15 protein-coding genes are annotated in these 14,356 nt (G+C 56.4%); 6 read left to right on the top strand and 9 right to left on the bottom strand.

Translation table 11 applies throughout. The annotated features are described in order from the left end of the window. Positions 1-81 precede the first annotated feature (81 nt). The 5 genes from pstS (at position 82) to phoU (ending at position 4,673) form a co-directional block, all read left to right on the top strand. Positions 82-1,122: a phosphate ABC transporter substrate-binding protein PstS gene (gene pstS, locus HWQ14_RS05110; protein ID WP_063452042.1), complete on the top strand. Its 1,041-nt coding sequence runs from the start codon at positions 82-84 to the stop codon at positions 1,120-1,122. Positions 1,123-1,250: 128 nt separating this feature from the next. After that, positions 1,251-2,210 (top strand): phosphate ABC transporter permease PstC, encoded by a 960-nt coding sequence (pstC, locus tag HWQ14_RS05105; protein ID WP_148420349.1) that lies wholly within the window; start codon positions 1,251-1,253, stop codon positions 2,208-2,210. Continuing rightward, the gene (pstA, locus tag HWQ14_RS05100) at positions 2,210-3,100 is read left to right on the top strand and encodes a phosphate ABC transporter permease PstA (RefSeq protein WP_003861156.1); all 891 of its coding nucleotides are present in this window, start codon (positions 2,210-2,212) and stop codon (positions 3,098-3,100) included. Before pstC ends, pstA begins: the two co-directional genes overlap by 1 nt. Before the next feature lie 47 nt (positions 3,101-3,147). Then, a complete protein-coding gene (gene pstB / locus HWQ14_RS05095; RefSeq protein WP_015961095.1) occupies positions 3,148-3,921 on the top strand; it encodes a phosphate ABC transporter ATP-binding protein PstB in 774 nt (257 codons plus the stop codon). Positions 3,922-3,947: 26 nt separating this feature from the next. Next, on the top strand, positions 3,948-4,673 hold the full coding sequence (phoU, locus tag HWQ14_RS05090) for a phosphate signaling complex protein PhoU (RefSeq protein WP_008500182.1): 726 nt from the start codon (positions 3,948-3,950) through the stop codon (positions 4,671-4,673). Positions 4,674-4,718: 45 nt separating this feature from the next. Here the strand turns inward: phoU and yieH are convergent, their stop codons facing one another. Next, a complete protein-coding gene (gene yieH / locus HWQ14_RS05085) occupies positions 4,719-5,384 on the bottom strand; it encodes a 6-phosphogluconate phosphatase (protein WP_148420350.1) in 666 nt (221 codons plus the stop codon). A gap of 165 nt (positions 5,385-5,549) precedes the next feature. Here yieH and adeP point away from each other — a divergent pair, with 165 nt between their 5' ends. Next, the gene (adeP, locus tag HWQ14_RS05080) at positions 5,550-6,887 is read left to right on the top strand and encodes an adenine permease AdeP (RefSeq protein WP_176611156.1); all 1,338 of its coding nucleotides are present in this window, start codon (positions 5,550-5,552) and stop codon (positions 6,885-6,887) included. Between the two features lie 93 nt (positions 6,888-6,980). Here adeP and HWQ14_RS05075 read toward each other — a convergent pair whose 3' ends face one another. From HWQ14_RS05075 to rnpA, 8 genes are all read right to left on the bottom strand, one after another. After that, a complete protein-coding gene (locus HWQ14_RS05075; protein WP_003861147.1) occupies positions 6,981-7,547 on the bottom strand; it encodes an NADPH-dependent FMN reductase in 567 nt (188 codons plus the stop codon). A gap of 36 nt (positions 7,548-7,583) precedes the next feature. Then, positions 7,584-8,330 carry a 4'-phosphopantetheinyl transferase family protein gene (locus HWQ14_RS05070; protein WP_148420352.1) on the bottom strand — a complete coding sequence of 249 codons (747 nt, stop codon included), beginning with the start codon at positions 8,328-8,330 and terminating at the stop codon, positions 7,584-7,586. A gap of 122 nt (positions 8,331-8,452) precedes the next feature. Further along, positions 8,453-9,424, bottom strand: a complete 972-nt coding sequence (gene yidZ / locus HWQ14_RS05065) for an HTH-type transcriptional regulator YidZ (protein WP_176609138.1) — start codon at positions 9,422-9,424, stop codon at positions 8,453-8,455. Next, on the bottom strand, positions 9,393-10,568 hold the full coding sequence (locus HWQ14_RS05060; RefSeq protein WP_176609137.1) for an MFS transporter: 1,176 nt from the start codon (positions 10,566-10,568) through the stop codon (positions 9,393-9,395). The genes yidZ and HWQ14_RS05060 overlap by 32 nt, the downstream gene beginning before the upstream one ends. Positions 10,569-10,679: 111 nt before the next feature. After that, positions 10,680-12,044 (bottom strand): tRNA uridine-5-carboxymethylaminomethyl(34) synthesis GTPase MnmE, encoded by a 1,365-nt coding sequence (mnmE, locus tag HWQ14_RS05055; protein WP_049137086.1) that lies wholly within the window; start codon positions 12,042-12,044, stop codon positions 10,680-10,682. Between the two features lie 72 nt (positions 12,045-12,116). Beyond that, positions 12,117-13,760, bottom strand: coding sequence for a membrane protein insertase YidC (gene yidC / locus HWQ14_RS05050; protein ID WP_176609136.1), 1,644 nt, complete (start codon positions 13,758-13,760; stop codon positions 12,117-12,119). Between the two features lie 2 nt (positions 13,761-13,762). Further along, positions 13,763-14,020, bottom strand: a complete 258-nt coding sequence (yidD, locus tag HWQ14_RS05045) for a membrane protein insertion efficiency factor YidD (RefSeq protein WP_001307474.1) — start codon at positions 14,018-14,020, stop codon at positions 13,763-13,765. Further along, positions 13,984-14,343, bottom strand: coding sequence for a ribonuclease P protein component (gene rnpA / locus HWQ14_RS05040; protein WP_003861126.1), 360 nt, complete (start codon positions 14,341-14,343; stop codon positions 13,984-13,986). The genes yidD and rnpA overlap by 37 nt, the downstream gene beginning before the upstream one ends. Positions 14,344-14,356: the final 13 nt, after the last annotated feature.

The raw sequence follows: 14,356 nt of genomic DNA, 5'->3' as shown, positions 1-14,356 counted from the left end.
ATTTATCTGTCACCTGTTTGTCCTATTTTGCTCATCGTAGCCACTTAAACAATGATTTACGAAATCCTTGCAGGAGACATTATGAAAGTTATGCGTACCACTGTCGCAACTGTTGTCGCCGCGACCTTATCTCTGAGCGCTTTCTCTGCCTTCGCAGCAGCAAGCCTGACTGGCGCTGGTGCAACCTTCCCTGCGCCGGTGTATGCCAAATGGGCGGATACCTACCAGAAAGAAACCGGCAACAAGGTTAACTATCAGGGTATCGGCTCCTCCGGTGGCGTAAAACAAATTACCGCGAATACCGTTGATTTCGGCGCATCCGACGCTCCGCTGTCTGATGAGAAACTGAATCAGGAAGGCCTGTTCCAGTTCCCGACCGTGATCGGCGGCGTTGTGCTGGCCGTTAACATCCCTGGCCTGAAATCAGGCGAGCTGGTGCTGGACGGCAAAACCCTGGGCGACATCTACCTGGGCAAAATCAAAAAATGGGACGACGAAGCCATCACTAAGCTGAACCCGGGCGTTAAGCTGCCTTCGCAGAATATCGCTGTGGTTCGCCGCGCCGACGGTTCAGGTACCTCCTTCGTATTCACCAGCTACCTGGCGAAAGTTAACGAAGAGTGGAAATCTAAAGTGGGTTCCGGCTCTACCGTTAACTGGCCAACCGGCCTGGGCGGTAAAGGCAATGACGGCATCGCCGCATTCGTGCAGCGTCTGCCTGGCTCCATCGGCTACGTAGAGTACGCCTACGCTAAGCAGAACAATCTGGCCTACACCAAACTGGTCTCTGCTGACGGCAAACCGGTTAGCCCGACCGAAGAGAACTTCGCCAACGCCGCCAAAGGCGCTGACTGGAGCAAATCCTTCGCTCAGGACCTGACCAACCAGAAAGGCGATGATGCATGGCCAATCACTTCCACCACCTTCATTCTGGTCCACAAAGATCAGAAGAAACCTGAGCAGGGTGCTGAAGTGCTGAAGTTCTTCGACTGGGCATACAAAAACGGCGGCAAACAGGCTAATGACCTGGATTACGCCAGCCTGCCAGACAGCGTGGTTGAGCAGATTCGTGCTGCATGGAAAACCAACGTGAAAGACAGCAGCGGTAAAGCACTGTACTAACAGGATATAGTTAACGAAGATGGCGGGCGGCGTTAACGCCTACCCGCCCTACGGTTCAGACTGTAGGCCCGGTAAGCGCCAGCGCCACCGGGCATATTCGTAAAACGTCTCAAAAAGAAGAGTAATTTATGGCTGCAACCAAGCCTGCATTTAACCCTCCGGGTAAAAAAGGTGACATGATTTTCAGCGCCCTGGTCAAACTGGCTGCGCTGATTGTGCTATTGCTGCTGGGCGGCATTATCGTGTCCCTGATCTTTTCCTCCTGGCCGAGCATTCAGAAATTTGGTTTCTCCTTCCTGTGGACCAAAGAGTGGGATGCGCCGAACGATATCTACGGTGCGCTGGTGCCGATTTACGGCACGCTGGTCACCTCCTTTATCGCCCTGCTGATTGCCGTTCCGGTGAGCTTCGGTATTGCCCTGTTCCTGACGGAGCTGGCACCCGGCTGGCTGCGACGTCCGCTGGGTATCGCCATTGAACTGCTGGCGGCCATTCCAAGCATCGTTTACGGCATGTGGGGTCTCTTTATCTTTGCTCCGCTGTTTGCGACGTACTTCCAGGAGCCGGTGGGTAACGTTCTCTCTGCCGTTCCGTTTGTGGGTGCGCTGTTCTCAGGCCCGGCGTTCGGTATCGGTATTCTGGCGGCCGGGGTGATCCTCGCCATCATGATTATTCCGTACATTGCGGCGGTAATGCGCGATGTCTTCGAGCAAACCCCGGTGATGATGAAAGAGTCGGCCTACGGCATCGGCTGCACCACCTGGGAAGTGATCTGGCGCATCGTTCTTCCGTTCACCAAAAATGGGGTGATCGGCGGCATAATGCTGGGTTTAGGCCGCGCGCTCGGCGAAACCATGGCGGTGACCTTTATCATCGGTAACACCTACCAGCTCGACAGCGTTTCGCTGTATATGCCGGGGAACAGCATCACTTCCGCGCTGGCGAACGAATTCGCCGAAGCCGAATCGGGTCTGCACGTCGCGGCGCTGATGGAGCTGGGTCTGATCCTGTTTGTTATCACCTTTATCGTGCTGGCTATCTCCAAGCTGATGATTATGCGTCTGGCTAAAAATGAGGGGGCACGCTAATGGCGACTCTCGACATGCAAAACACCGCCCAGCTTGCGGAATCTCGCCGTAAAATGCAGTCAAAGCGCCGGATTAAAAACCGCATTGCGCTGACGCTTTCGATGGCAACGATGGCATTCGGCCTGTTCTGGCTGATCTGGATCCTGATGTCCACCATTACCCGCGGTATTGATGGAATGTCCCTGGCGCTGTTCACCGAGATGACGCCGCCGCCGAACACGGCGGGCGGCGGTCTGGCAAACGCCCTGGCGGGTAGTGGCCTGCTGATCCTGTGGGCGACCGTTTTCGGTACGCCGCTGGGCATCATGGCGGGTATCTACCTGGCGGAATACGGCCGTAAGTCCTGGATCGCTGAAGTCATCCGCTTTATCAACGACATTCTGCTTTCTGCCCCGTCGATTGTGGTAGGTCTGTTTGTTTACACTATCGTGGTGGCACAAATGGAACACTTCTCCGGCTGGGCGGGTGTGATCGCGCTGGCGCTGCTACAGGTGCCTATCGTTATTCGTACCACTGAAAACATGCTGAAACTGGTGCCGGACAGCCTGCGTGAAGCGGCTTACGCGCTGGGCACGCCGAAATGGAAGATGATTTCGGCGATTACCCTGAAAGCGTCCGTCTCCGGGATCATGACCGGTATCCTGCTGGCTATCGCCCGTATCGCCGGTGAAACCGCACCGCTGCTGTTTACCGCGCTCTCCAACCAGTTCTGGAGCACGGACATGATGCAGCCGATCGCCAACCTGCCGGTGACGATCTTTAAATTTGCGATGAGCCCATTCGCGGAATGGCAGCAGCTGGCCTGGGCCGGGGTGCTGATCATCACCCTTTGCGTACTGTTGCTGAACATTCTGGCGCGCGTCATTTTCGCGAAGAAGAAACACGGTTAAATTTTTACGGCGCGGCACATCGCGGCGCCGAATGAGGAAATGAGTCAATGAGTATGGTTGATACTGCCCCGGGTAAGATTCAGGTTCGTGATTTGAACTTCTACTACGGCAAATTCCATGCCCTGAAGAACATCAACCTGGATATCGCGAAGAACCAGGTGACGGCATTCATCGGTCCGTCAGGCTGTGGTAAATCCACGCTGCTGCGTACCTTTAACAAGATGTATTCGCTTTATCCGGAGCAGCGCGCAGAAGGTGAAATTCTGCTGGACGGTGACAACATCCTGACCAATACCCAGGATATCGCCCTGCTGCGTGCGAAAGTGGGTATGGTGTTCCAGAAACCAACGCCGTTCCCGATGTCGATTTATGACAACATTGCTTTCGGCGTGCGTCTGTTTGAGAAACTCTCCCGCGCGGATATGGACGAGCGCGTGCAGTGGGCATTGACCAAGGCCGCATTATGGAACGAAACCAAAGATAAACTTCACCAGAGCGGGTACTCTCTCTCCGGTGGTCAGCAGCAGCGTCTGTGCATTGCGCGCGGTATCGCCATTCGCCCGGAAGTGTTGCTGCTTGATGAGCCGTGTTCAGCGCTGGACCCGATCTCAACCGGGCGTATCGAAGAGCTGATCACCGAGCTGAAGCAGGATTACACCGTGGTGATCGTTACCCACAACATGCAGCAGGCTGCACGTTGCTCTGACCACACGGCGTTTATGTACCTGGGCGAGCTGATTGAGTTCAGTAACACGGACGATCTGTTCACCAAGCCCGCGAAGAAACAAACCGAAGATTATATTACTGGCCGCTACGGTTGATTTGCCTCAGTGCATGTGGAGAAACCATGGACAACCTCAATCTTAATAAACACATTTCCGGCCAGTTCAACGCAGAGCTGGAAAGCATTCGCACCCAGGTGATGACCATGGGCGGCATGGTCGAGCAGCAGCTTTCTGATGCGATCACGGCGATGCATAACCAGGACAGCGAGCTGGCGAAGCGCGTCATTGAAGGCGACAAAAACGTCAATATGATGGAAGTGGCCATCGACGAGGCCTGCGTGCGCATTATTGCGAAGCGTCAGCCGACGGCGAGCGACCTGCGCCTGGTGATGGCGATCATCAAAACTATCGCCGAGCTGGAACGTATCGGTGACGTTGCGGATAAAATCTGCCGCACCGCGCTGGAGAAGTTCTCTCAGCAGCACCAGCCGCTGCTGGTGAGCCTGGAGTCCCTTGGTCGCCATACCGTGCAGATGCTGCACGACGTGCTGGATGCTTTCGCGCGTATGGATCTGGACGAAGCGGTTCGTATCTACCGTGAAGACAAAAAAGTTGACCAGGAATACGAAGGCATCGTGCGTCAGCTGATGACCTACATGATGGAAGATTCACGCACCATTCCAAGCGTTCTGACCGCGCTGTTCTGCGCGCGCTCAATCGAGCGTATCGGTGACCGCTGCCAGAATATTTGTGAATACATCTTCTACTTCGTTAAGGGTCAGGATTTCCGACACGTGGGCGGCGACGAGCTGGACAAGCTGCTGGCGGGTAAAGATCCGAAAGAGTAAGGGTTATGGCGGGTGGCGCGTAGCGCATACCCGCCCTGTTTTCATTTACCGCGTAATATCCCACCCGCGCGCCTTCCACAGTGCAGGCAGCTGCGCCAGATCGGTAAAGGTGGTCACTTTTGGATGATCGATCGGCTTGTTGTGCGGATCGGCACAGAAGTAAAACACCTCCATTCCCGCATCAATTCCCGACTGCGCGCCCGCAGAAGAATCATCCACCAGAATACAGTTCTGCACGTTGACGTTCATCGCTTTCGCCGCGTGGAACATCAGCGCCGGATCGGGTTTCCAGCGCTGGATATCGTAGCCGCTGAACAGTTTTTCCGGGAAGTGGTGCAACAGGTCCAGCTTGCCGAGTGAATGCTGCATTTTGCTGACCGGACCGTTAGAGACCACGCAGATCGGCACCGTCATCGCATCCAGCAGCGCGTTAGCCCCGGCGATCACCTCCAGTTCGGCATCGAACAGGCGTGCGACCTCGGCGCGGTACACCGGCTCCAGATCCGCTTTCGCCAGATCCACACCGTGCTCTTCGTTAATGATGTCGATGATCTCGTACAGCTTCACGCCCTTAAAGCGTTTAAACACCTCTTCGAGATCGAGCGTAATGCCAAATTCCTGGAACATGGCGACATACGCGCGGGAACAAATGACCTCACTGTCCACCAGCGTACCGTCACAGTCGAAAAATACCGCTTCAATTCCGGACATGCCCTTCCCTTTTAACAAGTTTAACGTTTACGTACGACAGTTTAACGAGACGCAATCGTTGCCGTATAAGCAAAATCAATGAAAAAAGTATCCCGTAACCGCCACTATTGTCGCATTTTGGTATAGGATAGCGACGAATTTTCCCTCCTTGTTCGGAAATTGATGATGAGTCAACAACACACTACCCAGACGTCTGGTCAGGGTCTGCTTGAGCGCGTGTTTAAACTGCGCGAGCACGGCACAACGGCACGCACCGAAGTGATCGCCGGTTTTACTACCTTCCTGACGATGGTCTATATCGTTTTTGTTAACCCGCAAATTCTGGGCGTGGCTGGCATGGACACCAGCGCCGTCTTTGTAACCACCTGTCTGATCGCGGCCCTTGGCAGCATTCTGATGGGCATTTTCGCTAACCTGCCCGTGGCGCTGGCCCCGGCAATGGGTCTGAATGCGTTCTTCGCTTTCGTGGTGGTTCAGGCAATGGGTCTGCCGTGGCAGGTCGGTATGGGCGCCATTTTCTGGGGTGCGGTAGGCCTGCTGCTGCTGACCATCTTCCGCGTGCGCTACTGGATGATTGCCAATATCCCGGTGAGCCTGCGCGTAGGCATCACCAGCGGTATCGGTCTGTTCATCGGCATGATGGGGCTGAAAAACGCCGGCGTTATCGTGGCGAACCCGGAAACCCTGGTGAGCATTGGTAACCTGACCTCCCACAGCGTGCTGCTGGGCGTGCTCGGCTTCTTTATTATCGCGATCCTGGCGTCGCGCAACATTCATGCCGCGGTGCTGGTTTCTATCATTGTGACCACGCTGCTGGGCTGGATGCTGGGGGACGTGCATTACAACGGTATCGTCTCTGCGCCACCGAGCGTTTCCACCGTGATTGGCCACGTCGATCTGGCTGGCTCTCTGAACCTGGGCCTGGCAGGGGTGATTTTCTCCTTCATGCTGGTCAACCTGTTTGACTCCTCCGGTACGCTGATCGGCGTGACCGATAAAGCGGGTCTGGTAGATGAAAAAGGTAAATTCCCGCGCATGAAGCAGGCGCTGTATGTGGATAGCGTCTCTTCCGTCGCCGGCTCTTTCATCGGCACCTCGTCTGTTACCGCTTACATTGAATCCTCTTCCGGCGTGTCCGTGGGCGGTCGTACCGGCCTGACGGCGGTAGTCGTGGGGCTGCTGTTCCTGCTGGTGATCTTCCTCTCTCCGCTTGCCGGGATGGTGCCTCCGTACGCGGCTGCGGGTGCGCTGATTTATGTCGGCGTGCTGATGACGTCGAGCCTGGCGCGCGTGACGTGGGAAGATTTAACGGAAGCCGTTCCGGCGTTTATCACCGCGGTAATGATGCCGTTCAGCTTCTCGATTACCGAAGGTATCGCGCTGGGCTTTATCTCCTACTGCGTGATGAAGATCGGCACCGGCCGCTTCCGCGAACTCAGCCCGTGCGTCATCATCGTGGCGCTGCTGTTTGTGCTGAAGATTGTGTTCATCGACGCCAAATAAACAGCAAGCCCTTTTCTCCGAAAAGGGCTTTAGTGTTTGTACCCTCTCCCCGTGGGAGAGGGCCAGGGTGAGGGCATCAGCCCGCACCTCACCTTAAGCCTTCACCCTCTTGATATAATCCCCAAACGCCGTCAGCTGGCCAGAGAGATGGTCGCGCGTGCTTTGATCCACCACTTCACCCGTCTGCGGGTCGACCTTGTTCTGAATTACGCCACCCATAAATTCCGGCTTGTTCATCACCATCGCATCCAGGAACACCAGGATCTGACGCAGGTGATACTGGCAGCGCGCGCCGCCGATAGCACCCATAGAGCTGGTCTGGATCAGCACCGGCTTGCCTGACAGCGGCTGCTCCGGTAAGCGGGATAACCAGTCAATGGCGTTCTTCAGGCCACCCGGTACCGAATAGTTATATTCTGGCGTCACGATCACCACGCCGTCGGCCTGGCGGATCTGCTCGGCTATTGCCTCCACGCTTTGCGGGAATCCTTCTTCCTGCTGAACATCAGCATCATAAAGCGGGATGTCGCCGATTGATGGCAGGGCGCTAATCTCCATTCCAGCCGGTGCCAGCTGCGGCAGCGTGCGGGCAACCATCCCGTTAAACGAACCTTTGCGCAGGCTCCCCAGTAACGTAACAACTTTCAACGTATCAGACATGATTACTCCTGTTTCATCATGATGACCCTGAACGGATCAGCTAAGGGTATATGCTTTTTCTGCCGGTAAACTGGTTAATCGTATCAGGCGCGCGGCGGGCTCGTTGGCGCGCTCGGGTACATCCGGAAGACTACGCCAGCCGCGTATACTGTCAAACTCCCAGACTTTTAGTCGTTCGATGGCGGGGGTAACCGCAACGGACCAGATCAGCACGTCCTCAGCGTCGCTGAGCGCCTCTACCAGCGACGCTTTCGCGGCACGCAGGCGCCCGGAACCGGGAAGCAGCTGCAACAGGCTGGCGTCGTCTGACGCCGCGCCGCTCAGTTTACGGATGCTCTGGCGAAGGGTGATGAGCTGCGCTCTGGCTTCAACGGGATCGTTCTGGTTACGTACCCACAGCTTTTCATTGCTGGAGAGCGGGTATTCATCAAGCGCGTTGGCACCGTGGAAGCTGCGCGTCACGCGCTGCAGTTCCATATCCAGTCCGCAATCGCCTTCCGTGGTCAGGGCGACGCCAACTATATTGCCTGTGTAAGCAATGGAAAAACGGGGCAGCGCAGGGTCCGCAAACACCGGACGTCCCTCTGGCTGGATAATGATGTCCGGTAGTTCGCTGGTGCCGTACAGCATAAAAAGCAGTTCAGCGAGGAGTGCCCTGGAGGCTAAAAACCGCGTCCTGCGGTGTTCTGGTAGCTTGAGTGCCTCGCTGTGGCAGGCTGAAGAAACTCTGGCCGATACGAGATGCCCTTCTGTTAATGTCCCTCGTGCAAAGTGCGTAGCCATTTTTCGCTCCCTGATAATGGTCGTATTCGGTTAAACGGTTACATGATTATCGCTTAACTCAGCTTCTGTTTTAATCAGTAAATGGAAATATGAGAAGCCTGAGGACCGAACTTTACATTATCTTAGGCGAAAACCTGACCTGGCGCGGTATACAGCGCTTTTATCGTCTCGCGTAGCCAGAGAATTTTCGGATTATGGCTGTTCCGTTTATGCCAGATCAGCGTGAAGGGCACGGTCAGCTTTTCTGCCTGCGCTTCATCGATGGGGATGGGAAGGCAGATCAGATTTCGCTGGTGGAGGTGGTTGTAATGGCGGCAGTAGCCTGGCGCGGTCGCGATATAGTGATGGCTGGGCTGCGCCGCCATAAACATCGACTGTTCAAAACCGGGCAGGCTCATGGCGATATTGCGCTCCCGGCCCATTTCTCTTAGCACCTCGTCGAGCGCCCAGGTATCGCTGCGTTCCCAGAAGATGCTGATATGCGGGTAGCGCAGAAACGTCTCGAGGTTCCACTCATCCTGAAGCGCCGGGTGATCTTCCCGCAAATAGACGCAGGGACGGTCGCTGAACAGGATTTCATAGTCAATAAACCACGGCATCAGCTTTAACAGCTCCCGCGAGCGCGGATGCGTTTCGCGACCGGTAAAGCCCAGATCGACCTCTCCGCGCGTGATGGCGTCCAGCGAGTCATAATCCCAGTGGCGCATCTTCACCGTGGCCTGCGGATAGCGCTGATTAACCTGCTCCAGCAGATCGTTAAACCGGATCAACATCAGCGGCGTTTCCGCGGCCAGCTCGAAGTTCAGGCCGCCGGGCGAATCGTGGTGGAATTTATCGAGGATCTGATTGCCAATCTGCATCCAGTCGGCCAGATCCTGCTCCAGGCTCACCGTCAGCGGCGTGGGCAGCAGCCCTAACGGCGTTTTCACAAACAGCGGATCGTCGAACCAGTCGCGCAGCTTCGCCAGCGATTTACTCACCGCGGAGGGCGTCACGTTCATCCGCTTCGCGGCCTTGGTGACGCTGCGCTCCTGAAGCAGGAGCTGCAGGCAAAGTAAAAGATTAAGATCGAGATTGCGGATGGGCTTCTTCATAGTTCGCCGCGGGCTGAATGACCAAAAGTAAGGTGATGCAGAGTATGCTACAGCCAATCAGAACCCCGATCAGCATATTCAGCGCGCTAAGGCCGATCACCGCCGCCAGCCAAATCCACAGCGACGAACCGCAAACCTGGGCAATGCCCAGCACCGAACTTGCGACACCCGCGCGCAGCGAGAACGGGCCAAGCGCCTGGCTCATCGCCACGCCGAAGCCGACGGAAAACCCGGCGCAAATCAGTGTGATGCCCACCAGCATCAGCGCGTGCGAACTGGCGGTTGCCAGGATCGCGCCGGCGGCAAGGAACAGCGCCTGCGAAGTCAGCATCAGCGTGCGCTGGCGAAAAATATTGAGCGCAAAAGGCGTTGAGAAAGAGACCGCCATGCTGACCATCGCGGTTAGCGCCATCACCGCTGAATACTCGCCGCGATCGAAGCCCATCGTCTCCATCAGCAAAACCGGGGAAACGTTTACATAGGTAAGGATCACCGCCACGCTAAGCGTGGTGATTGCCAGTCGGCTAAGGAAAAAGCGGTTCAACAATTTTTCAGCCGGATGGATGGTTGCGGTATGGGGGGACTGCTGCGAACCGGGGTGGGTCTCTTTCAGCACCGTCACGGACAGGATAAAGACGAGGGCGCCCATTGCCGCCATGGTCCAGAAAAGGCTCTGCCACGGAAATTTGAGCATGATCAGGTAGCCTATAACCGGTGCCAGTACGGGAATGATGCAGGTAATGCCGTTCAGCATTGAGAGCACCTTGGCGCGGCGCTGGGCGCTCAGGGTATCGCGCAGAATGGCAAACGCCACCACGTAGCAGCCGCCCGCGCCAACGCCCTGAATAAAACGTCCGGTCAGGAACAGGGGACTTCCCTGCGCGACAGAGCAGAGTATGGATGCCAGCGCGAAGACGATCGCACCGGTAATGGCGACGGGCTGACGCCCGGCCTTATCCGCGATTTTTCCCGCAAACACCATTGAGGACGCCATCCCTGCAAGGTAGGCCGAAAAGGCGATGTGCAGCTGTGCCTCACTGGCCCCCAGATCTCGTGCGATGTGCGGTAAACCCACCAGATACATATCAATGCCGGACGGATAAAGCAGAACCAGCGCAAAACTACAAAACAGAAAACGAGCCATATATCCCCCATAGATGCAGGCATGCAGAATAGGGGGATGGCGGTAAATAGGCGAGTTGCCATTTGGACAATGGTGATTTCCTGAAAGGAAATCACCCTGTGCTAGCGGGAATTACTTACCGATACAGAAGCTCGAGAAAATCCTTCCCAGCAGATCGTCCGACGTAAACTCTCCGGTGATCTCACTCAGATTCTGCTGTGCCAGACGCAGCTCCTCCGCCAGCAGTTCACCCGCCCAGGCGCCGATCAGCTGGGCTTTACCCTGGTCAAGATGGCGAGCCGCCTCTTCCAGCGCCTGCAGGTGACGGCGACGCGCCAGGAAGCCACCCTCCATACTCGTATCAAAGCCCATGCTCTGCTTGAGATGGTTACGCAGGTCGTCCACGCCTTCTCCGGTGCGCGCCGAGAGGCGAATAAGTGAGTGACCATTCACATCGCTGATGCCCAGCGTTTCGCCGGTCACGTCCGCTTTGTTACGCACCACGGTGATCGGCAGTTTAGCCGGCAGACGGGCGATAAAGTCCGGCCAGATCTCCGCCGGGTCGACGGCGTCGGTCGTGGTGCCGTCCACCATAAACAGCACGCGGTCGGCCTGCTCAATCTCCTGCCAGGCGCGCTCGATACCGATACGCTCAACCTCGTCGCTGGCATCGCGCAGCCCGGCGGTGTCGATGATATGCAGCGGCATGCCGTCGATATGGATATGCTCGCGCAGCACGTCGCGGGTCGTCCCGGCAATGTCGGTCACGATCGCCGCCTCACGGCCCGCGAGGGCGTTCAGCAGGCTCGATTTCCCGGCGTTCGGGCGTCCGGCAATCACCACCTTCATCCCTTCACGCAGCAGGCTGCCCTGACGCGCTTCGGCACGCACCGCGTCGAGATCGCTCATCACCTGATTGAGCTGGGCTTCGATTTTGCCGTCAGAGAGGAAGTCGATCTCCTCGTCCGGGAAGTCGATAGCCGCTTCGACGTAGATTCGCAGGTGAGTAAGTGCTTCCACAAGATGATTTACGCGCGCGGAGAAGGCCCCCTGCAACGAGTTCAGCGCGGAGCGGGCCGCCTGTTCGGAGCTGGCGTCGATCAGGTCTGCAATCGCCTCGGCCTGCGCCAGGTCGAGCTTGTCGTTCAGGAAGGCACGCTCGGAGAACTCGCCCGGCTTCGCAATGCGCAGGCCCGGCAGGGTCAGAATACGCTTCAACAGCAGGTCGAGGATCACCGGGCCGCCGTGGCCCTGGAGCTCCAGCACGTCTTCACCGGTAAAGGAGTTCGGGCCGGGGAACCACAGCGCAATGCCCTGGTCCAGCGGGGTGCCGTCGGCATCTTTAAACGGCAGATAATCGGCGTAGCGCGGCTTTGGCAGTTTACCCAGCACCGCTTCGGCCACCTCGCGCGCCTTCAGGCCGGAGATGCGCAGAATGCCTACACCACCTCGTCCCGGTGGGGTTGCCTGGGCGACGATAGTGTCGTTATGGCTCATGGTTGCTCTCGTTCAGTACAAATAAAAAAGGCGGTCAATCGACCGCCCTTATTTTAGCGTTAACTTACCGAATCAGGACTTTTTCTTTTCGCGGCTGTGCAGGCCACGTTTTTCCAGACCACGGTAGATCAGCTGCTGCTGGATGATGGTCACCAGGTTGCTGACGATATAGTACAGCACCAGACCTGACGGGAACCACAGGAAGAACACGGTGAAGATGACCGGCATAAAGGTCATGATCTTCTGCTGCATCGGGTCGGTCACGGTGGTCGGAGACATCTTCTGAATGAAGAACATCGTCACGCCCATCAGGATCGGCAGGATGTAGTACGGGTCCTGTGCGGACAGGTCATGGATCCACAGGGCGAACGGCGCGTGGCGCAGCTCAACGGAACCCATCAGCATGTAGTACAGCGCAAGGAAGATTGGCATCTGAATCAGCAGCGGGAAGCAACCACCCAGCGGGTTCACTTTCTCTGCTTTATACAGGGCCATCATTTCCTGGCTCTGACGCTGTTTGTCATCGCCCAGACGCTCACGCATTGCCTGAATCTTCGGCTGCAGCATACGCATCTTCGCCATGGAGGTGTACTGCGCCTTAGTCAGCGGGTACATGATGCCACGAACGATAAAGGTGATAACGATGATGGAGAAGCCCCAGTTACCCAGGAAGCTGTGGATGAACTTCAGCAGCTTGAACAGCGGCTGAGAGATGAACCACAGCCAACCGTAATCTACGGTCAGGTCCAGGTGTGGCGCAACGGCAGCCATTTTGTCCTGGATTTCCGGGCCAACCCACAGGGTGCTTGCCAGCTTACCGGTTTGACCCGGCTGCACCAGAACCGGCTGAGACTTGTAGCCGATAGCGGCAATACCGTTGCCGAGGTTCGCGGTGTAGAAGTTATTCGTCCCGTCGTTATTCGGTACCCACGCCGTTGCGAAATACTGTTGCAGCATTGCGACCCAACCGCCTTTAGAGCTGACGTTCAGGTTTTCGTTATCGGCAATGGTGTCGAACTTGTATTTCTCGTACTTGGTGTCTGGCGTGGAGTACGCCGCGCCGCGGAAGGTATGCAGCGCAAAGTTGCTGCTTCCGGTGTCACGGTGAGACGGCAGATTGATGGACTGCTTCAGCTGACCAAAGGTAGAGATTTCCAGCGGTTTCTCACCGGCGTTCTGTACGCTGTAGCCCACGTTCACCGCATACTCACCGCGTTTCAGGGTGAAGGTTTTGGTGAAGGTGTTGCCTGCGGCGTCGGTGTAGGTCATCGGGATAACCAGTTCGTTCTGACCATCAGCCAGCACAAATGTGTCATTCTCGACGTTATACAGTGGACGCGCACCGTTAGCCGGGTTATCCGGGCCATCACGACCGGTCAGGCCGCTCTGCGCCTGGTAGATAAACTCAGGCGTGGTTTCCAGTAACTGGAACGGTTCGGTAGACTTCAGCTCTTTCGGGTAGGTCAACAGCAGCGCCTGCTCAACATCACCGCCACGGGTGTTGATAGTCAGCTCAAGCACATCGGTTTTAACCGTAATCTGTTTCCCCTGGCCACTGGCCGGTACGCCCTGGTCGGCGGCGCTACCCGCTGCGGTGGTCGTGGTCTGCGTGGTCTGCTGCTGGGGTTGAGGATTTTTATCCTGCTCCCATGCCTGCCAGATCATGAAAGACACGAACAACAAAGCGATGATAAGAAGATTGCGTTGCGAATCCATCGTTAGTGTTCTCTGGTATCAAAGGGTCCTGGAGGGACGGGGTCGTCTCCACCTGGGTGTAAAGGGTGGCATTTTAATACGCGTTTCACCGTCAACCAACTGCCTTTTATCACTCCAAACCTGCGCAATGCCTCAATTCCGTAGCTTGAGCATGTTGGGGTGAAACGGCAATGTGGCCCGAGTAGCGGACTAATCAGGCGTTGATAGACCCTGATGAGGGCTATCAGGACCCGCGAGCCAGGCGACAGTGGCGGCGCCATAATTTTTCCAACGCTTCCGAGAGAGCACGGTTATCGAGGTCGGCAACCCCTTTTTTAGCCACCACCACGAAATCCATCGAAGGCAGTTCGTGTTGACGTAAACGGAAGCTTTCACGCGTCAGACGTTTAATCCGGTTGCGTTCATGCGCACGCTTAACGTTTTTCTTGGCGACTGTGAGACCGATGCGGGGATGCCCCAGCGAATTTTGGCGGCCGAGGATGGTGATTTGCGGCGTGCCAGCCCGTTGTGGCTGCTGGAAGACGAAAGTGAAATGAGTGGGAGTTAACAAACGTAACTCCCTGGGAAATGCTAGCTTAACCACTCAGGGGTTAGCT

The sequence above is a fragment of the Enterobacter cloacae genome (assembly GCF_013375935.1).
Taxonomy (GTDB): Bacteria; Pseudomonadota; Gammaproteobacteria; order Enterobacterales; family Enterobacteriaceae; genus Enterobacter; species Enterobacter pasteurii.
This window is presented reverse-complemented; position numbering and strand designations above follow the sequence as displayed.

What these genes read in the sequence shown, in the direction of transcription:
- pstS (WP_063452042.1), top strand. Translation starts at nt 82, where the DNA reads ATGAAAGTTATGCGTACCACTGTCGCAACTGTTGTCGCCGCGACCTTA.
- pstC (WP_148420349.1), top strand. Translation starts at nt 1,251, where the DNA reads ATGGCTGCAACCAAGCCTGCATTTAACCCTCCGGGTAAAAAAGGTGAC.
- pstA (WP_003861156.1), top strand. Translation starts at nt 2,210, where the DNA reads ATGGCGACTCTCGACATGCAAAACACCGCCCAGCTTGCGGAATCTCGC.
- pstB (WP_015961095.1), top strand. Translation starts at nt 3,148, where the DNA reads ATGAGTATGGTTGATACTGCCCCGGGTAAGATTCAGGTTCGTGATTTG.
- phoU (WP_008500182.1), top strand. Translation starts at nt 3,948, where the DNA reads ATGGACAACCTCAATCTTAATAAACACATTTCCGGCCAGTTCAACGCA.
- yieH (WP_148420350.1), bottom strand. Translation starts at nt 5,384, where the DNA reads ATGTCCGGAATTGAAGCGGTATTTTTCGACTGTGACGGTACGCTGGTG.
- adeP (WP_176611156.1), top strand. Translation starts at nt 5,550, where the DNA reads ATGAGTCAACAACACACTACCCAGACGTCTGGTCAGGGTCTGCTTGAG.
- HWQ14_RS05075 (WP_003861147.1), bottom strand. Translation starts at nt 7,547, where the DNA reads ATGTCTGATACGTTGAAAGTTGTTACGTTACTGGGGAGCCTGCGCAAA.
- HWQ14_RS05070 (WP_148420352.1), bottom strand. Translation starts at nt 8,330, where the DNA reads ATGGCTACGCACTTTGCACGAGGGACATTAACAGAAGGGCATCTCGTA.
- yidZ (WP_176609138.1), bottom strand. Translation starts at nt 9,424, where the DNA reads ATGAAGAAGCCCATCCGCAATCTCGATCTTAATCTTTTACTTTGCCTG.
- HWQ14_RS05060 (WP_176609137.1), bottom strand. Translation starts at nt 10,568, where the DNA reads ATGGCTCGTTTTCTGTTTTGTAGTTTTGCGCTGGTTCTGCTTTATCCG.
- mnmE (WP_049137086.1), bottom strand. Translation starts at nt 12,044, where the DNA reads ATGAGCCATAACGACACTATCGTCGCCCAGGCAACCCCACCGGGACGA.
- yidC (WP_176609136.1), bottom strand. Translation starts at nt 13,760, where the DNA reads ATGGATTCGCAACGCAATCTTCTTATCATCGCTTTGTTGTTCGTGTCT.
- yidD (WP_001307474.1), bottom strand. Translation starts at nt 14,020, where the DNA reads ATGGCGCCGCCACTGTCGCCTGGCTCGCGGGTCCTGATAGCCCTCATC.